We start from the raw sequence: 21837 nt of genomic DNA, 5'->3' as shown, positions 1-21837 counted from the left end.
TATATGATAAGACTAAAAAAAGAATTTACTGTTAAAGAAAATGCTCTAAGATTGGATCTTTACCTATCAAGCAATTTGGAAGTTTTTACTAGAAGCCAGATTAAAAGAAGAAATGTAGAGGCGTTTAAAAAGAGTAATGGAAAATTTTTGAAAATAAAATTGTCCAAGCCTGTTTTTAAAGATGATGAAATACTAATTGAATTTGACGAGGAAGGCAATCAAATTGATTACCTTAGGCCGAGTAATATCCCTATTGCTATAATTTATGAAGATTCTAATGTTGTTGTTTTGAATAAACCACAAGGAATTTTGAGTCATCCTGGAATTTCGCATTGGAATGATACTGTTGTAAATTTTCTTTTATATCATGTAAAAAGCTTGAAAATTAATTTTAATGAAGAAAAAATTAGACCCGGAATTGTTCATAGATTAGATAAAGATACCTCCGGAGTTCTAATTTGTGCAAAAAACATTAGCACGTTAAGCTTTTTAGCTCAGCAGTTTAAAGACAAAAGGACAAATAAAGTTTACATTGCAATTGTTAAGGGTAATTTTAATAGTTTTTTTGGAAGTATTGAATCTTTTATAGATAGAGATAAACACAATAGGAAAAAATTTAGTGTTTCTAAAGATAGGGGTAAAAAAGCATTAACAGAATATAGGTTGTTGCTCAATTTTGGGGAATATTCTCTTTTAGCTTTAAAGCCTAAAACTGGCCGTACGCATCAATTGAGAGTTCATATGAGATATCTTAATTTTCCAATATTGGGAGATGAAGTTTATGGCAGAGTAGACGGCAGTTTAAAAAAAATCACGTTGATGCTTCATTCTTATAAGCTTGAAATTGATATTGGAAAAAATTCTTTTAGTAAATTCATTTCTGAATTTCCTAAAAGATTTGTTATTTTTTTGTCAAATTTTTACAAGAGCGATGAATTGAATTTGATTATTGATAATTTGGTTCTCTTCTTAAGAGATTTTTAATTTGAAATTTCTTGTTTTAATGATATTGGATCAGTTATTATTTTGCCTCCAGTGATTTCATTAGTGTTAATAACAGTAATGAAACAATTTGGATCAACTTTTTGTGATATATATTTAATTCTTGATAAACGCATTATTGGAACTACTATAAATACTATAGTTTTTTCTGTTCCTGCCCAAGCTCCTTTTCCGTCTATTAATGTAGCGCCTAATTTTAACTTGTTTGTAAGAAGATAAGCTATTTCTTTTCCTTTATCCGAAATGATTAATATTGCTTTTTGATTGCCAAATCCAGTGCTTGTTTTGTCTGTCATTATAGATGTTACAAATGATGCTATTAGTGTATAAAGGGCGATTTCAATATTAAAGAAAAAGGTTGCAAGTATTAATACCATCAAATTAACTATGAAGTTTGTTGTTCCAATACTTATTGAATATTTTTCTTTAATAATCATAGCAATTATATCTGATCCCCCTGAAGATCCTTTGCCCTTAAAGATTAGCCCAAGCCCAAGTCCAGAAATAAGTCCAGCTAATATTGATACAAGCATCATATCGTTAAGATGTATTTTATTTTGTAAAAACTGGGAGTAGTTTATTATAATAGAATATAATCCCATTGAAATCCAACTTTGAATTATAAATGTTATGTTTAAAAATTTTATTCCAATAAGAAATAATGGTATGTTTAATGCAAATATTGTCCATCCCAAATTGAAGCTTAACAGATAATGTAGCATTAATGAAATGCCTCCAATTCCCCCACTAAGAAGTCCATGAGGAATATACAAAACATTGGTGGAAATTGCCATTAATGCAGAGCCTAAAGTTATTTGCATTGTGCTATCAAATATTAATTTAGGATTTTTAGTTATAGTCTTTAATTTTTTTATTAGTATTATTAATAATAGTTTGAGTTTTTTTTTAATTCTACGACAACGTATCTTTTTTTTCTTTTTCATTTTAATGCTAGAGTTACTTTTAAGCTACAAGCTAGTAATTTACTTGAATTCTATATTAATTTTGCAAAAAAAACAATTTGATTCACTTTTTTTATTTTTTTTGATATCATGTTCATGAAACTATGGCGATGAATTATGCAAGATTTGTAGTATTAATAGTTGTGCTTTTTTTTTATATTTGGTTTTTTATTATTCTTAGGATGAAAAGAGCTAATATGTTTTTGTTGGAAAAAATCCAAAATGGAGCAAAAATTTTGGATATTCGATCTCCTAAAGAATATAATAAATCTCATTATTTAAAATCAATTAACATTCCTTTTAATAATTTATTTGCTAAAAAGGATAAATTAGGCGATTTTGATTCTCAAATAATTGTTTATGGTAAAAGCTTTAATAAGTCTTACGAGGCTAAAAAAGTTTTAAAAAGCATGGGATTTAAGAATGTGTTTGTTGCTGGTACCTTGAAAGACATGCCACAAGCTAAAAAAAAAGAAGTTGGTTGATGGCTAAGATTATTGGGATATCTGGTGGTTCTGGAAGCGGAAAAACTACGGTTGTAAGCAAGATTAGTGAGTTTATTCCAGAATTTGTCCTTATTTCTCAAGATAATTATTATAAGAGTGTGGGTGATTATGAACATGAATTTTCTAAGGTAAATTTTGATCATCCGGATGCTTTTGATAATAATTTGTTTTATGAGCATTTAAAAAATTTAAAAGAAAATAGTCCAATAGATATGCCCCTTTACGATTTTATTAATCACAAAAGACAGCTTAAAACGGTTTTGGTTGTTCCAACCCCTGTTGTTATTGTTGAGGGTATTATGATTTTTGTTGAAGAGAGAATAAGAAATTTAATAGATCTTAAAATATATATTGATACTCCAAATGATATTAGATTTATTAGGCGCTTAAGAAGAGATGTTTCCAAAAGAGGACGTACTGTAGAGTCGGTGATTGATCAGTATTTAAATACCACTAGATGGGGTTATTATAGATTTATTGAGCCTACAAAAGAATATGCTGATCTTATTATTCCTGAGGGAGGTCACAATGATAAAGCACTTTATGTGCTTTCAACGTTTCTTAAGTCTTTAAGTAAAGAGGGATTAGATTTTATCTAAATTAATGATATTGGGTAATAATCTATTTCAATATAAACAGTATTTGTCATTTTTACCTTTTCTCTTGTCTTGTTAACTAGTTTTTCAAGCAGGCTGTAGGATTTTGATAAGTATATTATATTATATCTGTAATTTTTAGATATTTTCTTCATAATAGCTTCTGATGGGCCCAAGTGTTCAATTCCTTCTTGCAAAAATTCTTTAGATTTTTCAAAAAATTCCCAACATTTTTGTTTAACCGATTCTTCATTTTTGCTTCTAAATATTATTCTAATAATTTTGTTAAACGGAGGGTAGTTCAATTTTTTTCTTATATCTAGTTCTTGTTCGTAAAATTGTTCATATTGGCTTTTATAAGCATATTTTATGGCATAATAATTAGGATTTTTTGTTTGTATAATAATTGTGTTGTCATTTTTGAATCTTGCAGCTCTTCCCATAATTTGTGAGAGTGTTGTAAAAATTCTTTCACTACTTCTAAAATCAGGCAGTCCCATCCCAATGTCTGCGTTGATTATACCTAGTGTTTTTATATTTTCAAAATTGAATCCTTTTGCAATGATTTGTGTTCCAACAAGTATGTCTATTTCTTTATTTTCGAACTTTTTTATTGAATCTATATTTTCTATTTTTGCAATATCAGAATCTATTCTTGCAATTTTTGCATTTGGCAAAAATTTTTTTAATTCTTTTTCAACAAGTTGAATTCCATAAGTTTTGTATTTAATGTCTTTTGATTCACATTGAGGGCAATGGCTTGCTGTTTTTGTTTTATAACTACAATAGTGGCATAAAAGTTTGTTTTCTTTTTTATGGTAAATCAAGCCAAATGAGCAATTTGGACAACAAATTGTATGCCCACATTCGTTGCATTCTAGATTTTTTAGATATCCTCTTTTATTAATGAAAATCAAAGCTTGTCTTTTTTCATTTAAACTTTTTTGTATACTGTATAATAGCTCTGATGAAATTGTGCTAGGTTCTTTTTTCATATTTATTATTTTTATAGCTTCTATTTTGCTTTGAGAGAATTTGTTTTGCATTATTATTTTTTTTATTTGGTTATTTTTCATTGCATGGTATGCTTCAAGAGAAGGTGTTGCGCTTCCCATAACAAATTTAGCATTAAATTTTTTTTGTAAAAAAAATGATATGTGTCTTGAGTGGAATCTTGGAATATTTTCAGATTTGTATGTAGTTTCGTGTTCTTCGTCCATAATTATTAATTTTAATTTAGTGAAAGGCAGCATTAAAACACTTTTGATTCCAATGACAACCAAACTTTCTCCATTTTTAACTTTATTCCATATTAAATTTTTATTAGAATTTGTAACTTTAGAGTTATATTCATAAATTTTATGGTGCATATTTAATGCGTATTTTATTCTTTTTATTATTTGATATCCCAATGATATTTCAGGAATCAAAAAAAGTACTTGTTGTTCTAGTGCTAAATAGTATTCGCACAGTTTGATAAATATTTCAGTTTTTCCAGATCCAGGTATTCCAAAAAGATAAAAAACATTAGTTTTTTCTGCCTCGATAATTTCTTTGAAAATATTTTGTTGTTCGCTGTTTAGCTGAAGGCATTTTTTATGATCCGAATGCTCATTTATTAGCTCATTTATTGAAGGTAATGTTTGATTTTTTTTAGTGTTTGAATTTTTGGGCAACCCAAAGAATAAAGTTTCTCCAAATCCCGAAAATGTTTTTTTACTAATCCAATGTGCTAAATTAATGCTATGTTCTGTTATTATTTTAGTTGTATCTATTATTTTAATAATTTCTTTTATTTTGAATTCAAATTTTCCATTAAATTCGTTTTCAAAATATTTTTTAATAATTATTCCAATTTTATTGGAGCCATTAAAATTAACCATTACTCTTATTCCAATTTCTAGATTTAAGTTAAATCTGTAAAAAAAAAGTTTATTTAACGGAATATTTATTGCGATTTCATAGTAATAAGTTGAATGATAACGTTCAACCATATTTTATTATGCCTTTTATTATTTTTAAATCTTGCCATATTTCTTTTTTTAATTCTGGATTTTTTATTTGATTTGCAGGAAGATATGTGAAAACCAATGGAATGCCTTTAAATCTTAGCTCTATTCCTCTTACAATTTGAATTCTTAGTGGTTGATTTAAGAAAAAATCTATTTCTTCGCAAGATAAAATTGCTTTAGGATTTTTGTTGCTGATTTCTAAGTTAAGTGATTCAATAGTATCTATTATTTTATAATTGTATATGTTTATGCTTTTGAACCATTTTGTTATAATGTCTTTTGAAGGCTCGTTGAGATAGTTTTTGTTTACATATATTATGATATGATCGTTGATACTTTTTTCTTGTAAACTATTGTTTAACAATATGTTTGTTGAATTTTTGTTTTCTAAAGGTACTTTTGTAGGTTTTTTGATATTTTCGTTTTTTTGATAAATTTTAGTGTTTTTAGCCTTTTCTATTTTTTGTTTAATTTCATTGTTTATTTCTTCAAAATTTTCTGTAATTTTGCCTTCGATATTATTTGTCAATATTTTAAGAAAAAAAAGTTTTTTAGTTAAAATACTATTATTCATAGTAAACTCTTTCTAAAAATAAAGCATTTGCAGGCGCAGTTGTTCTTACAAGGTTTCTATTTTTTGATTTTAGTATTGTTTCAAAAGTAGAAATTGATTCTTTTTTTATTTCAATGTCCAACATTGTGCCTATTATTGATCTTACCATTTTCCACAAAAAAGAAGATCCTATTATTTCGAAAATAATATATTTTCCTCTTTTTTTAAATTTGGCACAATGTATATGCCTAAATTTAGATTTGCTTTCATCTTTTATGCATGAAAATGTGGTAAAATCATGGTTTCCAATCAATGTTTTAGCCATTTGGTTTAAATTGTTTATGTTTAGTTTTTTATTTACATAGTGAGCTCGATAGCCTTCCCAGGGATAGTAGTTATCGCTGTTTAGTATAAAATAGCTATATTTTCTTTTTTGAGCGTTAAAACGTGGATGAAATGAATTTTTCACATACTTAAGCTTTAGTATTTTTATACTGTTTTTTGATAAGATTGCATTTAGTGCTTTTTTTAGATTGTTTAGCTGAATATTAATGATTATATTAAAAGTTATTATTTGCCTTTTTGCATGAACGCCTTTATCTGTTCTTCCGGATGAATGAATTTTTACTTTTTTTTTGTTGATTTTCATTAGAGCTTTTTCAATTTCTCCTTGAACTGTAGGCTTTGTTGGTTGTATTTGAAATCCATGGTATATAGATCCGTCGTAAGCGATTTCGGCTAATATTTTTTTCATTTACTTAAGAGTTTTCATTTCCTTTGATATTTTAAAGTAAACTTCTTTGATTTTATCTAAAAGTATTGAAGGCTTTTCTTTTGAAAATTTACCCATGCCTGCTATTTTAGAAAGAGTGGTTTTTATGTCGTTTAATTGTTTATATCTGTATTCTTTATTGTCTTTATTTCCATAAAAGTATTCTAGAAGACCGGATAAGTATAGTACACTATCATAGCCATAATTTTTATCTGTATCTGGGCCAAATATGGTTGATGCACTAACAGGTTCTGAATTGTCTTTATCTTTTTCAATAACTAGTTTATAAAGATATGCAGCTTTGTGGTAAAATATTTTCTGAAGATAATTGTAGTTTTTGTTTGGTTCTTCTTTTTCAAGGTCTCCAAATGTCCAAGCAGCTCTTATTGCCGATTTTGCTTGATTTAATGTGGGGTTATAATTCTTTTCCAGATGCTCATAACATAGCATGGCAAGAATATAGCTTGCAGCTCCTTCTTTTAATGTTCTGGGTTTACTGAAGTTGATCATGTTGTCAAAAATCTCATTTATTTTTTTTCTTTCGGATTTTTTATTTTGCAAAATTTCTTTCTTGTTTTTAGGGATTGAATTAAATTCGCTTGGGAATGCTGCAAAGTAACATTTTGGGCATACTGTTATAGAATATATTCTAGGATAAATGTTGCCATATTTGTCGTTTTTTATATATTCTCTTTTTAGATCAATTTTCAACTCGCCAGCTATTAATCTGCTGCTTCCAGTAAAAAATTCTTCTTTTTGAAATTTAAAAGAGCATAAAGAACATTCGATTTTTTCTTTTGTAAAATATGATATTTTTTTCATGAATTAATTTTCTACTATTGCAAATGCAATAGCGTACTCCTTTTCATGGGATATTGTTAGGTATAGCTTTAAATTCATCTTTATTGCAAATTTTTCAACCTCATTATGCAAACAAAACCCCACATTTCCTTTTAAGGATTTTATTACCTCAATATCTTTAAGGGTATAATTTATTTTATATTGCAACAGCGGACTTAATGCTTTGATTAAAGATTCTTTAGCTGCAAATTTTCCAGCTAAACTTTCTATAATGCTACCCCCTTTTAATTTAAAATTTTCAATTTCGTTATGTGTAAAGAACCTCTCCATTTTTTTTTTATTTTCTAAGAAATTTTTAAATCTTTCTACCTTTATTATATCACATCCTATTGATTTCATGGTTTGGCCTCTGAGCTTTCAATTATTTCTAGTTTTATTTTTTTGGGTTCATAATCATATATTTCTGTTTCATTGATATTCTCTTTAAGAATGATATTTGTAGCAATGTTATAAGTCCCGGGAGTTTTTATATCTGCTAAATCAAAAGCAAAGCTTATATTTTGATTGTTTATGTGAGCTTTAATTTGTTTTTCAGAAAGTCTTGTTTTTATTTTTACAAACATTTTATTTTCTGGGTTTATTATTTTTTCTTTATCTTTAATTTCAAGGCCATTTTTAAGATTATTAAAAATAAGATTAGGAGATTTTATTGTTGTATTTGAATATTTTTTGTTTAAGTAAATATTTACCACTACATGACTTTTTTCAAACATAACTAGAGGGTTTGGTGGAACTACTTCAAGATAATCTGATACAAATAAGGTTCTTGTGTCAAATTCTTTTACGTTGGTTTGAATGGTGTTTATTTTTTTGAGCTCTTGTTCAGGTCCATATACTAATAAATTCTCAGGTAATATATTGTATTTTGCAATAAAATATTCCCCCTTGCTATCTTTTTCTATAAGTTTAAACTTAGGTTCTATTTTAACTAATTTAGAGACTTTGTTATCAAGATTTAGCAACACATTTGTTTTTGAAAGCTTATATTCTGCAATGTGTATTGAGTTAAGATTTTTTATTTTTATTGGTAGTTTATAGTTTCCAGGAATCTTTATGTTCGATGCTTCAATAAATAATATTATTTTATTAAGATCAAGGTATTTTAAGTCATCTTTGTTGACTTTTATTGTAATCTTGACTTTACTAAATTCTGGAATTTTTCCAAGAGCTATTTGATCATTTAAGGCAATTTTGAATTCTTTTTCAGTTGTTATTGATTCTATTTTATTGAAATTAAATGCCACAAGCATTAGAATAGCTATTAAAATGGAAATAGCTTTGTTTTGCCAATCATCAAATAGCAACTTTATTATATTTATTATTTTTTTGCCTATTTTCATTATTTTACTCTATTAGTTCGAGATTTAACTTATTTCTAATTTCATTTAAGCTTAAATTGTATTCCAATTTTGCATTGATTGTAATAGAAATAGACCCAGTTTCTTCGGAGGTTATTATTGTTATTGCATCGGAGTTTTCAGAAATTCCAAGTCCTGCTCTATGCCTTGTTCCAAATGCTTTGCTAATAGAATCAACATTAGATAATGGTAAAAATGAGCCTGCATATTTTAATTTATTTTTACTAATTATTACGGCTCCGTCGTGAAGGGGAGTTTCGCGTTCAAATAGTGATATTAGCAGTTCACTAGATATTAGCGCATCAATTTTAGTTCCTTTGTTTATTATTTGTTCCAACTGTATTTTTTTTTCAATGCATATCAGGCTGCCAGATTTGTTTTCAGATAGGTGTTTGACTGCTTTTAAGATTTCAGAAATAACTTTCAAAGTTTCTTCTTTTTTATTTGAGAGCTTAAAGGCTAAATTGAAATTTCCAATTTGCATTATTATTTTTTTTATTTCTTGATTAAAAAGTATGACTATTGCTATTGGTAATATATTGGCTATATAATTTAACAGCCAACTAATAGTATAGAGATTTAAATAATATGAGACAATTCCTATAGAAATGATGATTAACATTCCTTTTAATAGATTTGTAGAATAAGAATTGATTACGTTTTTATATATGTAGTATACTAGGATGCTAATTAAGCTTAGATCTAAGATTCTTGAAAAAGTATCTTTTATTTGATTTAAATCATTTATGTCTATCATAAATTTTCTACTCAATATGAAAACACTATACTTATTAACCTATATTAGTATAATATAAAATATACAAATAAGCACAGTTTGTAATTATTTAAATTAAATTGTTTATGAATGAAAGGGAAAATATTATAGCCTTAATATTTGATTTTGATAATACTCTTATTTATGGTAATATGCAGCAAGTACTATTTGATGAGTATTGTGTTGATTCTTGTTCCTTTTGGAGAAAAGTTGAAGGTTTAGAGTATGTTTATAGGCAAAATGGTTATAATATAATTTCTAATGAAATGATATATTTATCCCATTTTTTAACCTACGTAAGGGAAGGATTTTTTGAAAATCTAGATAATAGAGTATTATTTAATTTGGGTGCTAAGTTGAGATTTTTTGAAGGGGTTATTGGTTTATTTGATGAAATATCTGAAATAAATAAAAAGTTGGAAAATAATAATTCGCAGGTTAAAATTTACATTGTTTCAAGCGGGTTTAGGCAAATGATTTTGGGAAGCAAAATTGCGCCTTATGTGAGCAAAGTGTGGGCATGTGAGTTTATAGATTCTTATTTAATGCCTTTTTACGAGCTCAGAGATGATAAATTTTCTAAAAATAAGATTTTAAACAGTGTTTGCTACTTTGTAGATCATACAATAAAAACCAGAGTGATTTTTGAAATCAATAAAGGGTCTTATGAGAAGATTAATGAAAGAGTGCCAAAGAGTAAAAGACAAATTCCTTTTAAAAATATATTTTACATTGCAGATGGATTTAGCGATATTCCGGCATTTGAGATCTTAAATAATATTTTGAAACATTTTGGAAATACTTTGACGGTGTATCATGGAAATGATAAAAATGCAAAAAAATTATTTTATGAGAATAGAGTTGGAGATTTTGCTGAGGCTAATTATAGTAAGGGTACTAAATTGTATAATTGGATAATGGAGAAAATTTGCTTGAGCGCATGATTCACATAGCTTACTTTTGTTTAGTTAACAGAAACAGTAAAAAAACTAAAAGAGGGTAATATGCTTGAAGATTTAAATACAAATCAAGGGTTAAAACCTTGGAGAGTGGAATCTGTTTTTTATTGTATTGTCATAGTTTTAATATTTATTGGGGCTTTTAAAATAGCAGAAGCCGTATTTAAACCTTTAGCTATTTCCATAGTGTTGGGATTTTTGGTTTATCCCGTTTATACTTTTTTAGCAAGATTCAAAGTTCCAAAATTTTTAATAGTTTTTATTATATTTTTTTTATTATTTTCTTTTTCTTATTTGATTTTTAGTTTTGTTTATTACAGCGTTACTGTTTTAATGAAGCAATTACCCTACTATCAAAATCAATTAGCATTTATTATGAAAGATGTGCTTGGTAGATATAAAATTGATAGTTCTGTTATTAATAATATGAATTTCTCTGAGTACATTTATCCATTTCTAACAAGAGCTTATAATGAGATTATCGGATTTACAAGCAGTTTAGTAGTAGTTTTTTTGTTGTTGTATTTTATGCTTTCAGAAATACATGTTTTTGAAATTAAACTTGATAAAGCTTTTAAAAAGCCAGTATCTACTAGATTTATTGGGGCTTTAGATACCATTAATAACCAAATTGGCAAATATTTGGGAATAAAAATTCTTGTGAGTTGCTTAACAGGCATTTTAGTATTTATTGGATTAACTTTGTTTGGGCAAGATTTTCCTCTTGTTTGGGCAGTTCTTTCCTTTGTTTTCAATTTTATTCCCAGCATTGGGTCCATATTAGCTGTGTTTTTTATTGTAATAACATCTTTAATTCAATTTTATCCGAATTTAAACATAGTACTTTATATTTTTATATATAATACTTCTATTCAAATGTTGATTGGAAATATTCTTGAGCCAAAAATGCAGGGTAAAAGACTTGATATTTCACCATTTTTGCTCTTATGTTTTTTGTTTTTTTGGGGATGGCTTTGGGGTATCGTTGGTCTTTTAATATCTTATCCTTTTACTGTTATTGTAAAGGTAATAGTTGACAATGTGAGTTGGCTTAAGTCTTTTTCTGTATTTTTAGGTGGCTCTGAGATTTTAAGTAATATTGGCCATATTTCGGGTAAAGGTAAGGAGATTTAATTTGAAAAGAAAGGTTATGCTTACGGGAGATAGGCCTACTGGCGCTCTTCATTTAGGACACTATGTGGGATCTGTAGTAAATCGGTTAAAATTTCAAGAAGAGTATGAAACATATTTTATTATAGCCGATTTACATACTTTGACTACAAAGCCTGACTTGAAGAGCATCAATACAATACCTTATAACGTTAGAGAAATGGTTTTAGATTATCTTGCTTGTGGAATTAATCCCGATAAGGTTAGTATATATCTGCAATCAGCCATACCTGAGCTTTTTGAGCTTCATTTAATATTTTCAATGATTGTTACTGTTGCGCGCTTGCAAAGGATTCCAAGTATAAAAGACATGAGCATTGCGGCTGGACTTAAAGAAATTCCTTATGGTCTTTTGGGGTATCCTGTTCTTATGAGCGCAGATATTTTAATGACAAAGGCAAATTTAGTTCCCGTTGGGCGTGATAATGAATCTCATATTGAATTTGCAAGAGAGCTTGCAAGAAGGTTTAACCATTTGTACAAAAATAATTTTTTCCCAATACCCGAATCTGTTTTCACAGATTTTCGTCCTTTGGTGGGTATTTACGGCAAAAGTAAAATGAGTAAGAGTCTTAATAATGCAATTTTTTTAAATGATGATGAAAATTTATTAGAAAAAAAAATTATGTCTATGTATACAGATCCAAATAGAATAAGGGCGGACATTCCTGGTAATGTTGAAGGCAATCCCGTTTTTATATATCATAGCTTTTTTAATAGTAATCATGAAGAAGTTGAAGATCTTAAAAGTAGGTATAAGAAGGGTAAAGTAGGTGATGTTGAGGTTAAGAAAAAATTGTTTTTAGCTTTGAATAGCTTTTTAAAACCAATAAGAGAGAAAAGAAGTTTTTATGAAGCCAAAAAAAAAGATTACATTGATGAAATTATTTTTGATGGTACTAGCAAGGCAAGGTTTATTGCAAATAAAGTAGTAAAAGATGTTAAGGATTTAATAGGACTTTCAAAAACTTGGAATGGAATAAAATATAGTGCTGAGAAAAAATTAAAAAATGAAGAATAAAAATTATTGATTTTATGCTAGACTTATATTAGTGATTAACTTATTATTTAAATCAAACAATATTAATTATTAGGAAAGTTTGCCTTTTTTATTAGTCTTTTGTTAAATTCTAGTAGTTTGAACAAAATGTTTCTTTTTGTATAAATAACTTCGCTGAGTACTCTTGTTACTGGTTCTGTCTTTGAGATTCTCATCCATAAGGTTGCAACAATTTCTTTATTGGTTTTTAGCAATACCTTTAATCCGCCCGAAGAATCTCCTGTTCTAATCTTAGGTTGTTTTTTCCCTTCATAGTTAATGATTTCATAATCAACTATTGATAATTCTTGAAATAATTTATTGCTCTTTATCTCTTTAATCAATAGATTTTCATAATTGCTTTTTAAAATTTCTTGATTTTCTATTTTTAGATTTGTTAAATTGGCTTTCTTGGATGATACTATTACATTACTATAGAAATTTGTTGTATTTAAAATATCTTTTAAGTCGTATTTTTCTTTATAGTGGTTTTTGGACAATTTACACCATATTTGGTAAAGTTCTTTCATTTTTAATAATTTTACGATACTAAGTATCGTAGTAATTGGGTCTCTTACCCTTGAAGGATGGATTATGCAGCCTCCATTTGATCCCTCTCCTGAGATTTTTACAATCAATCCCTGGGCCCTTAAATCATCTGCCATTTCTGTTATATTAGCTTCTCCAACCTCTACTCTATAAACTTTGGCGTTGAAAAAATTTGCAATTTTTTCAATATTTAGAGATGTTGCATCATTGGTTACTATTGCTATGTTATTTTTTATTCCTATGTAATAAAGATAGCTAAGCTCTGAAATTACTACAAGTGCAAATATTTTTTGTGCTTCGATGATATTTGCGGTGTTTGTGGCTTTATCTATAAACACTAAATTGCCCCTATCTCCATCACAATCTGGTACGTATCCTAGCTCAAAAGAATTGTCTTGTATATATTTATTTTGTAGCAGCTTTTTACATTCATTTAAAGATTTTCCTTCAGGAATAATATTGTGCTTAAAAATACCTATTTCGTCATTATATAATTCTACTTTCAATCCCAAAGATCCTATCAATTCTTTATCTATTGAATTAATTCTGGAACTTCCGTTCATTTCTGCTATTATTCCAATTGGATTTTTTATTATTCTTTTCTTTAAAATTTCAATATTTTTATTGTTAATATTGTTTTCATATTCTATTTCGTGTATTAATGCTTTATAAGCCTCATAAGATTGGTTTTTATTTTTTCTTTCTAATTTTATTATTTTATTATAATGCTCTAAATGAGATTTATCTTTATCAAATTTGTTTAGAGTGTTAACCAAATGGTTTATTAGCTTTTCATTTTGGCTATTGTTTTTAATTTGTTGTATTATTTCATGGGCTTTTGCAGAATTTAGTACACCGCCATCGTTTAATCCCATTTTTATTCCATTGTACCCTGTTGGATTATGGCTTGCGGAAATGTAAATAAATCCTTTTGAATCTTTGTTGTTTTTTGTATAAGCTAAAATTTCAGTTATTGGAAGTATTCCAAAAAACCTAATCTTTGCTTTGTTTGTTATTAATATTTTTATTGTTATTTCTGCAATAATGTTGCCAGTTGGTCTTGAATCTAATCCCAATCCAATATAGGGCTTAGATTCATTTTTGAAATAATTTGATATTGTGAAGATTATTAGCGCTATTAGCGCTTTATCTTCATTATTTATTTCAGTTTCTGTTGAATCTTCATTTTTTGATTTTGCAAAAACTTTTCTAAATCCTGAAGGAGAAAATATCATCTCATTAAAAGCTTTTTTAAAATTTTTCATGTTAAGTGAATATTGTTTAAACATGTAAATTTCTTCTCATTGATATTCTAGCCATATTATTGCTATAATTAAATAATTATAGCAATAATATGGTCACTTATTTTATTATACTCAAAAATTTATTTTTTTGCTTATATTAATAAGCTTTTTTTAAGGGTTTTGGTTTTAACTGATGAATGTTAAAGTTGATGAAATTTTTTCTGAAATGATACTTGAAAAACTTAATTCCGGTGAGATTTGTCCTAATACTTTTGAATCCATTAAATATTTTCCTTGCGATAACCATAAAAATATTTTGAATATTTCGGATAAAATTTTGAGGTTTAAGTTCGACAAAGGCTTGGTTGAAGATAATTTAAAAAAATATTTTCATGATCTTTCTAAATTTTTGCAATCAGAAGAAGGTGATTGTTATATTTTTTCTTCATATGATCTTGAAAATTTAGGTTTAATGCTTTTTCCATACCTTTCTTTTGGAATCTTAAATGGGGGCTCTGCAACAAGTTATTTTGATTTAGCTAAAAACAGGGCATTAAATGAAGATTTATATATGCTGTATGAATCTAAAATACTTGAATTTAAAGAAAAATTTGGAGAATTTCCAAAGGGGATAACACCAGCTTATATTAACAAAGATGGTAGTTTTGGATTTTCATTTTTGTCTTTGAAAATTAGGCATCTTTTAATGGTTGCTAAAAGATATGAATCTGTTTATGGCAAAATGATCAAGCCTTCAATATTTCAAATGACTAGTTACAAAACGGATAAATTTATTTCAAAATTTTTGGATGATTTATTTGCAGATAATTTGATTAAAAGTGTAAATTTTTGTAATCTTAAAAAAGAAGATGTTTTCACAGCTGTTCAACCTTTAGTTTATTGTTATGAAAAACTGAATAACTCTAATTATCAATATTTTACTCTTAAAAATAATAAAAATGCTAATTCTATTTTGGCCTTGCCTGCTGGTCATGGTCAAAATTTTAAAATTTTAAAAGATATTTATTTGAAGCTTTATGAATCTGGTAAAAGATTTGTATATATCGGTAATGTTGATAATATAGGATTTACAATTAATTTTAAAGCACTTGCTGTAATGGCTTTGACCAATTATTCTTCTGGGTTTGAATTTAGTTTTAAAAGCAAGGCAGATTTTAAGGGGGGGGTATTGGCAGTAAATGGTGAGAATCGTTTAACTTGTGTTGATATTGGAGGGGGGATTTCTTCAGATATTGTACAAGAGTTTGAAAATAAGGGAAATAGACTATTATTTAATTGTGCAACTGGACTTTTTAATTTAGAGTATTTGATAAAAAATATTGATGAAATAATAGAAAAAATGCCCATTAGAATTGTAAAGCAAGATAAAGAAATTGGTAAATATATTTCGGTTGAGCAAATAACGTGGGAAGTGTTAAAATTAATGGAAAATCCATTAATTTTAACGGTTGATAGAAATAAAAGATTTATTCCTGCGAAATTATTTATTGATATGTTGCTTAATAGTGATCTTGAAGATAGATGCGGATATTATTGTAAGAAGAAGGTCGATAATTTTACTAAGAATTATAGCGTTCTTTCTGATTTGTTATCAAAAGATTATGGTTTACTTTGTGGGTTATATAAATGGACTTTTTGAAAACTTTATATTTTTTATTTTTTAGCTTTTTTTGGTTAAATTTATTTGCAATAGGATCTTTGCCGGAAATAGATTATGAATATTTTAACAAGGATAAATCAGATCTTATAGATTTAATAAAATTTTTGGGTGAATCAGATTTTCAAACTATTTTAAAAGATAGAAACTTATTTATTGGGATTAGAAATCTAACAAATTTAAAGAATGTTCAAGGGCTTAATGTTGATGATATTAATAGAATAAAAAAGATTAATCCGATTGGTATAATTTTATTTAGAGAAAATTTAAAAGATGCTCAGCAGACAAAAGAATTGATTAGTACAATAAAGAGTCATATTGGCCGTAATATTTTTATTGCTATTGATGAGGAGGGAGGGATAGTTAGTAGGGCTGGTGAAAATAAAAAAATGGGGGTTTATAATTTTCCAGCTATGGAGCATGTGGGAGGTGTTAAAGATTTGCATCTTATTTATAAAATTGGTGAAGTTCTTGCTAAGCAATTGCGTAGACTAGGTATTAATTTAAATATGGCTCCAGTTGCCGATATAAAATTTGCACCACATATTCCTTTATTAAATAGGACATTCGGAGGATATTCTGCTTATAATATCGGACTTATGGTAGAAGCTTTTATTGATGGAATGCAGAATCATGGAGTATTTTCGGCCATCAAACATTTTCCTGGATTAGGGGGAACAATCATAGATACACATAAATATTTAGCATTTTTGCCTTATAGTAAAAGCTTTTTAATGTTAAATAATTTTGTTCCATTTGTTTTTGGTAGAGCTGCTAAATTTATTATGATTGGGCATGTAAATGTTCCTAAAATTTCTAAAGATATAACTAGCATGTCTAAAAATATTGTTAATATTATAAGAGAAAATTTAAATATTACTAGTATAATGATGACAGATTCTTATGATATGGGAGCAATTACAAGAAGTTTTTCTAATATTGAAAATGCTATTAAAAAGTCTTTAAGTTCGGGTATCAATGTGGTCCTTATTCCTTAGTGAAATTGTTTTAAAGATTTGTTTTGTGTCTTTTGCAATTTGCATTAAATTATCATAATACCATAAATAATTTATGGTATAAATATAGAAATTCCTAGATCTAAAAGAACGAATTCTTTAAAAGAAGTTGATAATTTATAATAAATACTATAATTATTAGGTATGAAATCAATTTCAAATTTGAAGGCAATTAGGGGAAGAATTGGATAGAGAAATGCATTGGTTGTTTTTCCTATAAATATAGTAGTTCTTAGGGTTAAATCAACTTGTGTTCCAATAAGGAATTTTATATTAAGTGTATCAGTTAAAATTGAATATTTAGCAATGTAAATAGTGAAAGCTAAATTGAAATAAGCATTTGAAATAAAATTTTTATTTGTTGGGATAGTAAAAAAATTTATAGGGATGAATTGTATTTCAATCCATTCATTATAAGATGTCAATATTCCGATAAATGCAATGTATTTGTAGTTTTCATTGTAAAAGATAGGATTTATATAATTATGATAAATTATGCCTATTCTCATTTTTTTTTTTATTATATCCTCTTTGGGGAATTTCCAGCTAAAAGTAGTTAATTTGTTTTGAAAACAAAATAAATTAACACTACATATTAATAAAAAGATTAAGAAATTAGCAGTACTTTTCATTATTTGTTGGTTTGTATATAATTATATACAAACCAACAAATAATGAAAAGTACTGCTAATTTCTAATTTCTAAGTAATAATTAGTTATTAGTTTCGATTGATTGAATTGATTGGCTTTTTATTTCAATTCCTTTTTTTTTATTTTTTTTTGTGTATCTACTTGGCCATTCTGAATCCCATTGTATTCCTTTCGCTTTTTTGTAATCTGGCAACCTTTTCTGCTTCTGCAAAATTTTAGCCTCAAGTTTACGCAGATTTTCGTCTTATCGGGGCAGGGGGGGTTATTATTCTTTATCAACTTATATTGACCAAACTTGCTAGACAACATACTCCCACCAAGTTTGGTATATATGTTGGCCTGTTTGAAACAAATCTTGCACCACCTCTAGCAAGTTTTAGCTTCTTCAATAGATCTAGCTGATTTTACCTTTGATTTATTATGGCTAACACCTTTTCCAAATTATATATTGAAGCCGTAATGAAATATAAAAGCAAAAAAAGCAACCGTATATATATGGAGGATATCAATATAATTTGCGATTCCTTGGAAATTTTTCAATTAGTATAATTCGTTTAGTTATAATTGGTGGTATATCTATTTTAGTTTCGTACATGGCATTACTATTGAAAACGGTATCTATCTTTTGAAAATCTTTGGCATCTTTTTTATACAATGAATTACAACTTATCAACATTTGAATCAATACAATAACTGCAAATATGATAGTAGATTTTTTATTCAACAATTGCCGCTCCTAAAGTTAAACAACTAGTATTAAAATATAACTCAAAATATTAAAAGTTGGTGTACATATACACGATGATATGTGATGTCTGGTAATGGGGGGATCTTAACTGGTTGACCCAAAGTTATTGAAAACCCATGTTTATTGTTTCTGTTATTTTTGCCTTTGCTTTTCTTTGTTTTTTGTTTTATTAATTATAATTTTTTACTTTTCTTACGATCTTTTTTTTATTCAAGATCGATAATAGGAAGTTTTAATTTATAGTTCGATAAATTTGAATACTTGGCAAATAATAATTTTATAGTGTCATTAAATAGCTTTAGATTTAGTATTATTTCGTAAGTTTTATTTTCGTTAGTTTGTTTATCTTTTATAGTAAGATATGCAAGCATATAGTTACATTTACTTTTGTCGTAAAAGAGTTTAAAATGGTGAGTTAAAGAATTGTCAAAAACTCCAAAATTATATGAATAAATGTATTAAGGTTCCTTAGAAACCTCTTTTAAGCGGATTTTAGCAAAACCAGTTCTATATTGTTCAAAATTAACATTTGATTCCTCAGAATCTAATTTTAGATTTATAACTTCATATTTTTTTTCGAATTCTTCAGTTGACTCGAATGCTATTATCTTGTCTATAGGTATTTCTTGACCAAATATTTTATAATTATTGTCATTAATGCTATAAGTAGTATGACTATAGCTAAACCATGAAAGAGTTTTGAACCGGATAGGTGAAAAAATATAAGAGTACTTAAGTCCCTCAAGATCTTTAATTAGGCTGTTGTGCTTATCTTTTATATCATTTAAATTGGCAGATTTTGCCCATGTAACATAACGCCCTGTAAGAAATTCAAACACCTCTCCTTCTTTTATTTTGCTTGATTCAGACTCTCTTGAATTAAAGCAGGTATTTTTATCACCTTCTTTAATATTTTTGTTATTATATTCTTCAATCCTTTCTCCAACTGTCTTAAAATCAAAAATTTCGGTTTTGATACTGATTATTTTTGAAGATTTTGGAGGTGGAGGTATTAAAAAACACGAATAAAAATAAAATAATGATATATATAAAAATATATTCAAAATACGTATGTCTTTTTTCATGAGACCTCTCCATTAACTTGATTTCAAAAATTTATAAAATATTTTTCATTATATCAGAAATATTTTTAAATAAAAGACAAAAGATTTTGTGGAGCATTAATTAATAACACTTTCTTACCCAAGTTTTTTGAGATATTATGTTAACCGTTAGCAATTTCGTAAAAAGTTAAGAATTTGAATACTCAATACTAAGACACCGAAGTTATTCAATCAAGTTGAAAATATTTTTTTATGATCTACAGTCAAAATACTGAGGTATGTATTATAAAACCCAGTTTTATCGAAAAAATCAAAATTTTAGAAGTCAATCAAAAAAAAATAGTAAAAACTTTAGAAGAACTTAAAAAAAGAATGGAAACATTAGAATCCAAAGTGCAAAAAAAAATAGAGTTAGATAAAACCGCAAGAAAACCTATAAACATCTACAAGCTCAAAAAACCTTAGTCTTATGATCAACGTATAGTTCTATTTATACTTTTATTCTTAATTTGAAGGCAAAATCTAAAATAAAATAACGTTAATCCTTTTTTATTCCTCCAGAAGAAGTAAAAATATCAATAAAATCGAGGCCTAATTTCATCTGTTCTAATCAGATGTCCTAAAGCCGACAAAAGTAATTAATTTTAGCAGATTTGCCTTTTAAAAAAAAGTTGTATAAAAACACAAGAGCTAGAGGAAGGATAAGCTAGTACAAATTGTTCTTTCTTCCTTTTCCATCTCTCTTTTATTTATTTAAGTATTATTTAACAAGGTTGCAACTTCTTGCGCTATTTCCTTTGCATTCTTAGCTATTTGTAATGTTAACTCCGCCACTTCTTTTATATCTGCAAGCTTTGTGTTGTTCGTAGTTTCTGTCTTTATTTTATCCAATGCTTCTTTGATTGCATTTTCTACATCAATTAGCCCATCTTTTGCTTTTACTGTAGATTTCCAAGCTATTTCTACATCAGCTTTAGTTTGTCTTATTTCATTAGAATCTGGTTCGGCTTTTTGTGTTTTTAGTTGCTCTTCTTGTTCTTTATATAGTTTTCGCATGTTTTGTTCTGCTGCTTTATTAAGGTTATATGCTTCTTTTGCAACGTTAGATGCAAGTATTGCTTTATCACTGGATTTCTTTATTTTTTCTAAATCTATTTCTGCCATTTGAGCTAAATCATGCATATTTTTTGTTGCACCTTTTACCTGACTTGCAGCAGATGAAATTAAATTAACTGCACTTATAACTGTTTCTACAACTTTATTTTCCCCATCTAATACATTTAAATTATCTGTTATATGTTTGGCTACTTGTAGTGAATTTATAGTTTGTCCTAATAACTGATTTAACTCACTTAATATACTCTGTTTTTTTGATTCGTAATCTTTTGAATTTACGCCTTCATTATCTAAATGTCCTTTTTGATTATTTAAATCAGATGTTGATGATAATTCTTGTTTATCATGAACACAAGATATTGAGAGCAATAAAAATAAACTTGACAGTAGTATTTTTATTAATTTTTCCATATTCATACTCCTATAATAAACATAACGTATTACATTATATCATATATAAGATAATAATTTATATTAAAATATAATTAATATTATTTGTCTAATTTTTATTTATCTTGGCTAACTAAGTCTAAGAAAACAATAGCGAGACACTCACGCAGCAAACCATAATCTTTTGATAACAAAGCAAACATATTTACTAATCTCTTTATCTTGTTCTATAATTCTAATAGGCATTTCTTATATTATTTCATCTGAACAACCGAAAAAATATCTTCTTTTTTAAAAGTTGCAAAAATTCACTTTTAATCAAATTATCTGCAAATAAATCATCCAAAAATTTTGAAATAAATTTATCCGTTTTGTAACTAGTCATTTGAAATATTGAGAGCTCAATCTTCTACCATAAAAGATTCATGCCTCACACCTTTTTAACAACGATTAAAAGGTGCCTAATTTTCAAAGCCAAAAATAAAAATCCAAAACTACCATCTTTGTTAATATAAGCTGGTGTTATCCCTTTGGAAATTCTCCAAATTTTTCTTTAAATTCAAGTATTTTAGATTCATACAGCATATATAAATCTTCATTTAATGCCCTGTTTTTAGCTAAATCAACATAACTTATATTGCAAAGTCACCATTTAAGATTCTAAAAGAAATATATGGAAAAAGAATTAGTCCTAAATTTTCAAGATCTAAGAAGGAAAAATATAACAATCACCTTCTTAAGGGGGTGATAAAATTTATAAAAATCACAAAAATATTTTTTAAATTATCTTATCTTCAACTATCTTCAACTAAACCT

The 21837-nt window shown here is 27.1% G+C and carries 20 protein-coding genes and 2 pseudogenes; 9 read left to right on the top strand and 13 right to left on the bottom strand.

Annotation, left to right across the window (positions count from 1 at the left end; genetic code table 11):
- Positions 1–3: 3 nt before the first annotated feature.
- Positions 4–984 carry an RluA family pseudouridine synthase gene (locus tag LRB30_RS03945; protein WP_231013932.1) on the top strand — a complete coding sequence of 327 codons (981 nt, stop codon included), beginning with the start codon at positions 4–6 and terminating at the stop codon, positions 982–984.
- On the opposite strand, the gene LRB30_RS03940 is transcribed toward LRB30_RS03945, so the two are convergent.
- The gene (locus LRB30_RS03940) at positions 981–1946 is read right to left on the bottom strand and encodes a YitT family protein (RefSeq protein WP_231013933.1); all 966 of its coding nucleotides are present in this window, start codon (positions 1944–1946) and stop codon (positions 981–983) included. The two genes, LRB30_RS03945 and LRB30_RS03940, sit on opposite strands and share 4 nt — an antisense overlap.
- A 128-nt stretch (positions 1947–2074) precedes the next feature.
- Here LRB30_RS03940 and LRB30_RS03935 point away from each other — a divergent pair, with 128 nt between their 5' ends.
- Together LRB30_RS03935 and udk are read left to right on the top strand one after the other, a co-directional pair.
- Positions 2075–2449, top strand: a complete 375-nt coding sequence (locus LRB30_RS03935) for a rhodanese-like domain-containing protein (RefSeq protein ID WP_231013934.1) — start codon at positions 2075–2077, stop codon at positions 2447–2449.
- The gene (gene udk, locus LRB30_RS03930) at positions 2449–3069 is read left to right on the top strand and encodes a uridine kinase (RefSeq protein ID WP_231013935.1); all 621 of its coding nucleotides are present in this window, start codon (positions 2449–2451) and stop codon (positions 3067–3069) included. The genes LRB30_RS03935 and udk overlap by 1 nt, the downstream gene beginning before the upstream one ends.
- Here the strand turns inward: udk and priA are convergent.
- From priA to cdaA, 7 genes are read right to left on the bottom strand one after another with little or no spacing between them, the layout of a single operon-like run.
- Positions 3066–5060, bottom strand: a complete 1995-nt coding sequence (gene priA, locus LRB30_RS03925) for a replication restart helicase PriA (RefSeq protein WP_231019671.1) — start codon at positions 5058–5060, stop codon at positions 3066–3068. The two genes, udk and priA, sit on opposite strands and share 4 nt — an antisense overlap.
- Positions 5053–5652, bottom strand: coding sequence for a uracil-DNA glycosylase family protein (locus LRB30_RS03920; RefSeq protein ID WP_231019664.1), 600 nt, complete (start codon positions 5650–5652; stop codon positions 5053–5055). The genes priA and LRB30_RS03920 overlap by 8 nt, the downstream gene beginning before the upstream one ends.
- On the bottom strand, positions 5645–6385 hold the full coding sequence (gene truA / locus LRB30_RS03915; protein WP_231013938.1) for a tRNA pseudouridine(38-40) synthase TruA: 741 nt from the start codon (positions 6383–6385) through the stop codon (positions 5645–5647). Before truA ends, LRB30_RS03920 begins: the two co-directional genes overlap by 8 nt.
- Positions 6386–7225: a DUF2225 domain-containing protein gene (locus LRB30_RS03910; RefSeq protein ID WP_231013940.1), complete on the bottom strand. Its 840-nt coding sequence runs from the start codon at positions 7223–7225 to the stop codon at positions 6386–6388.
- Between the two features lie 3 nt (positions 7226–7228).
- Positions 7229–7603, bottom strand: coding sequence for a holo-ACP synthase (locus tag LRB30_RS03905; protein ID WP_231019662.1), 375 nt, complete (start codon positions 7601–7603; stop codon positions 7229–7231).
- A complete protein-coding gene (locus tag LRB30_RS03900; protein ID WP_231013943.1) occupies positions 7600–8604 on the bottom strand; it encodes a YbbR-like domain-containing protein in 1005 nt (334 codons plus the stop codon). The genes LRB30_RS03905 and LRB30_RS03900 overlap by 4 nt, the downstream gene beginning before the upstream one ends.
- Positions 8605–8608: 4 nt before the next feature.
- Positions 8609–9379 carry a diadenylate cyclase CdaA gene (gene cdaA, locus LRB30_RS03895; protein WP_231013945.1) on the bottom strand — a complete coding sequence of 257 codons (771 nt, stop codon included), beginning with the start codon at positions 9377–9379 and terminating at the stop codon, positions 8609–8611.
- A 104-nt stretch (positions 9380–9483) separates the two neighbouring features.
- Here cdaA and LRB30_RS03890 point away from each other — a divergent pair, with 104 nt between their 5' ends.
- The 3 genes from LRB30_RS03890 to trpS are packed head-to-tail and all read left to right on the top strand — an operon-like array spanning position 9484 to position 12547.
- Positions 9484–10341: an HAD family hydrolase gene (locus LRB30_RS03890; RefSeq protein ID WP_231019652.1), complete on the top strand. Its 858-nt coding sequence runs from the start codon at positions 9484–9486 to the stop codon at positions 10339–10341.
- Positions 10342–10401: 60 nt separating this feature from the next.
- The gene (locus LRB30_RS03885) at positions 10402–11490 is read left to right on the top strand and encodes an AI-2E family transporter (protein WP_231019650.1); all 1089 of its coding nucleotides are present in this window, start codon (positions 10402–10404) and stop codon (positions 11488–11490) included.
- Between the two features lies 1 nt (position 11491).
- Positions 11492–12547, top strand: a complete 1056-nt coding sequence (gene trpS, locus LRB30_RS03880) for a tryptophan--tRNA ligase (protein WP_231019642.1) — start codon at positions 11492–11494, stop codon at positions 12545–12547.
- A gap of 62 nt (positions 12548–12609) precedes the next feature.
- On the opposite strand, the gene LRB30_RS03875 is transcribed toward trpS, so the two are convergent.
- A complete protein-coding gene (locus LRB30_RS03875; RefSeq protein WP_231014545.1) occupies positions 12610–14403 on the bottom strand; it encodes a phosphoglucomutase in 1794 nt (597 codons plus the stop codon).
- Positions 14404–14551: 148 nt separating this feature from the next.
- Here LRB30_RS03875 and LRB30_RS03870 point away from each other — a divergent pair, with 148 nt between their 5' ends.
- Positions 14552–16018 carry a UTP--glucose-1-phosphate uridylyltransferase gene (locus LRB30_RS03870; protein WP_231019623.1) on the top strand — a complete coding sequence of 489 codons (1467 nt, stop codon included), beginning with the start codon at positions 14552–14554 and terminating at the stop codon, positions 16016–16018.
- Positions 16006–17034: a glycoside hydrolase family 3 N-terminal domain-containing protein gene (locus tag LRB30_RS03865; protein WP_231014695.1), complete on the top strand. Its 1029-nt coding sequence runs from the start codon at positions 16006–16008 to the stop codon at positions 17032–17034. The genes LRB30_RS03870 and LRB30_RS03865 overlap by 13 nt, the downstream gene beginning before the upstream one ends.
- A 71-nt stretch (positions 17035–17105) precedes the next feature.
- On the opposite strand, the gene LRB30_RS03860 is transcribed toward LRB30_RS03865, so the two are convergent.
- Positions 17106–17684: a hypothetical protein gene (locus LRB30_RS03860; RefSeq protein WP_231019607.1), complete on the bottom strand. Its 579-nt coding sequence runs from the start codon at positions 17682–17684 to the stop codon at positions 17106–17108.
- Between the two features lie 973 nt (positions 17685–18657).
- Positions 18658–19536, bottom strand: a pseudogene (locus tag LRB30_RS03855) (S2/P23 family protein).
- Positions 19537–19767: 231 nt separating this feature from the next.
- On the opposite strand from LRB30_RS03855, the gene LRB30_RS03850 reads away from it, so the two are divergent.
- Positions 19768–19980: a hypothetical protein gene (locus LRB30_RS03850; protein ID WP_231014543.1), complete on the top strand. Its 213-nt coding sequence runs from the start codon at positions 19768–19770 to the stop codon at positions 19978–19980.
- A gap of 288 nt (positions 19981–20268) precedes the next feature.
- On the opposite strand, the gene LRB30_RS03845 is transcribed toward LRB30_RS03850, so the two are convergent.
- Together LRB30_RS03845 and LRB30_RS05925 are read right to left on the bottom strand one after the other, a co-directional pair.
- Complete coding sequence (locus LRB30_RS03845; protein WP_231014544.1) at positions 20269–21042, bottom strand: OspD family protein; 774 nt, start codon at positions 21040–21042, stop codon at positions 20269–20271.
- A 242-nt stretch (positions 21043–21284) separates the two neighbouring features.
- Positions 21285–21801: pseudogene (locus LRB30_RS05925) on the bottom strand (UTP--glucose-1-phosphate uridylyltransferase); the annotation flags it as partial.
- Positions 21802–21837: the final 36 nt, after the last annotated feature.

This window comes from Borreliella americana (assembly GCF_021043605.1).
Taxonomy (GTDB): Bacteria; Spirochaetota; Spirochaetia; order Borreliales; family Borreliaceae; genus Borreliella; species Borreliella americana.
Note: the sequence above shows the minus strand (reverse complement) of the source record. Positions and strands in the feature narration are given on the sequence as shown.

Bases quoted from the DNA above. Each gene is read 5' to 3' on its own strand.
- LRB30_RS03850 (WP_231014543.1), top strand. From the start codon at position 19,768: ATGATCTACAGTCAAAATACTGAGGTATGTATTATAAAACCCAGTTTT.
- LRB30_RS03905 (WP_231019662.1), bottom strand. From the start codon at position 7,603: ATGAAATCAATAGGATGTGATATAATAAAGGTAGAAAGATTTAAAAAT.
- udk (WP_231013935.1), top strand. From the start codon at position 2,449: ATGGCTAAGATTATTGGGATATCTGGTGGTTCTGGAAGCGGAAAAACT.
- LRB30_RS03920 (WP_231019664.1), bottom strand. From the start codon at position 5,652: ATGAATAATAGTATTTTAACTAAAAAACTTTTTTTTCTTAAAATATTG.
- LRB30_RS03910 (WP_231013940.1), bottom strand. From the start codon at position 7,225: ATGAAAAAAATATCATATTTTACAAAAGAAAAAATCGAATGTTCTTTA.
- cdaA (WP_231013945.1), bottom strand. From the start codon at position 9,379: ATGATAGACATAAATGATTTAAATCAAATAAAAGATACTTTTTCAAGA.
- truA (WP_231013938.1), bottom strand. From the start codon at position 6,385: ATGAAAAAAATATTAGCCGAAATCGCTTACGACGGATCTATATACCAT.
- LRB30_RS03935 (WP_231013934.1), top strand. From the start codon at position 2,075: ATGAATTATGCAAGATTTGTAGTATTAATAGTTGTGCTTTTTTTTTAT.
- LRB30_RS03890 (WP_231019652.1), top strand. From the start codon at position 9,484: ATGAATGAAAGGGAAAATATTATAGCCTTAATATTTGATTTTGATAAT.
- LRB30_RS03845 (WP_231014544.1), bottom strand. From the start codon at position 21,042: ATGGAAAAATTAATAAAAATACTACTGTCAAGTTTATTTTTATTGCTC.
- LRB30_RS03900 (WP_231013943.1), bottom strand. From the start codon at position 8,604: ATGAAAATAGGCAAAAAAATAATAAATATAATAAAGTTGCTATTTGAT.
- LRB30_RS03865 (WP_231014695.1), top strand. From the start codon at position 16,006: ATGGACTTTTTGAAAACTTTATATTTTTTATTTTTTAGCTTTTTTTGG.
- LRB30_RS03945 (WP_231013932.1), top strand. From the start codon at position 4: ATGATAAGACTAAAAAAAGAATTTACTGTTAAAGAAAATGCTCTAAGA.
- LRB30_RS03870 (WP_231019623.1), top strand. From the start codon at position 14,552: ATGAATGTTAAAGTTGATGAAATTTTTTCTGAAATGATACTTGAAAAA.
- LRB30_RS03875 (WP_231014545.1), bottom strand. From the start codon at position 14,403: ATGTTTAAACAATATTCACTTAACATGAAAAATTTTAAAAAAGCTTTT.
- LRB30_RS03940 (WP_231013933.1), bottom strand. From the start codon at position 1,946: ATGAAAAAGAAAAAAAAGATACGTTGTCGTAGAATTAAAAAAAAACTC.
- priA (WP_231019671.1), bottom strand. From the start codon at position 5,060: ATGGTTGAACGTTATCATTCAACTTATTACTATGAAATCGCAATAAAT.
- LRB30_RS03860 (WP_231019607.1), bottom strand. From the start codon at position 17,684: ATGAAAAGTACTGCTAATTTCTTAATCTTTTTATTAATATGTAGTGTT.
- LRB30_RS03885 (WP_231019650.1), top strand. From the start codon at position 10,402: ATGCTTGAAGATTTAAATACAAATCAAGGGTTAAAACCTTGGAGAGTG.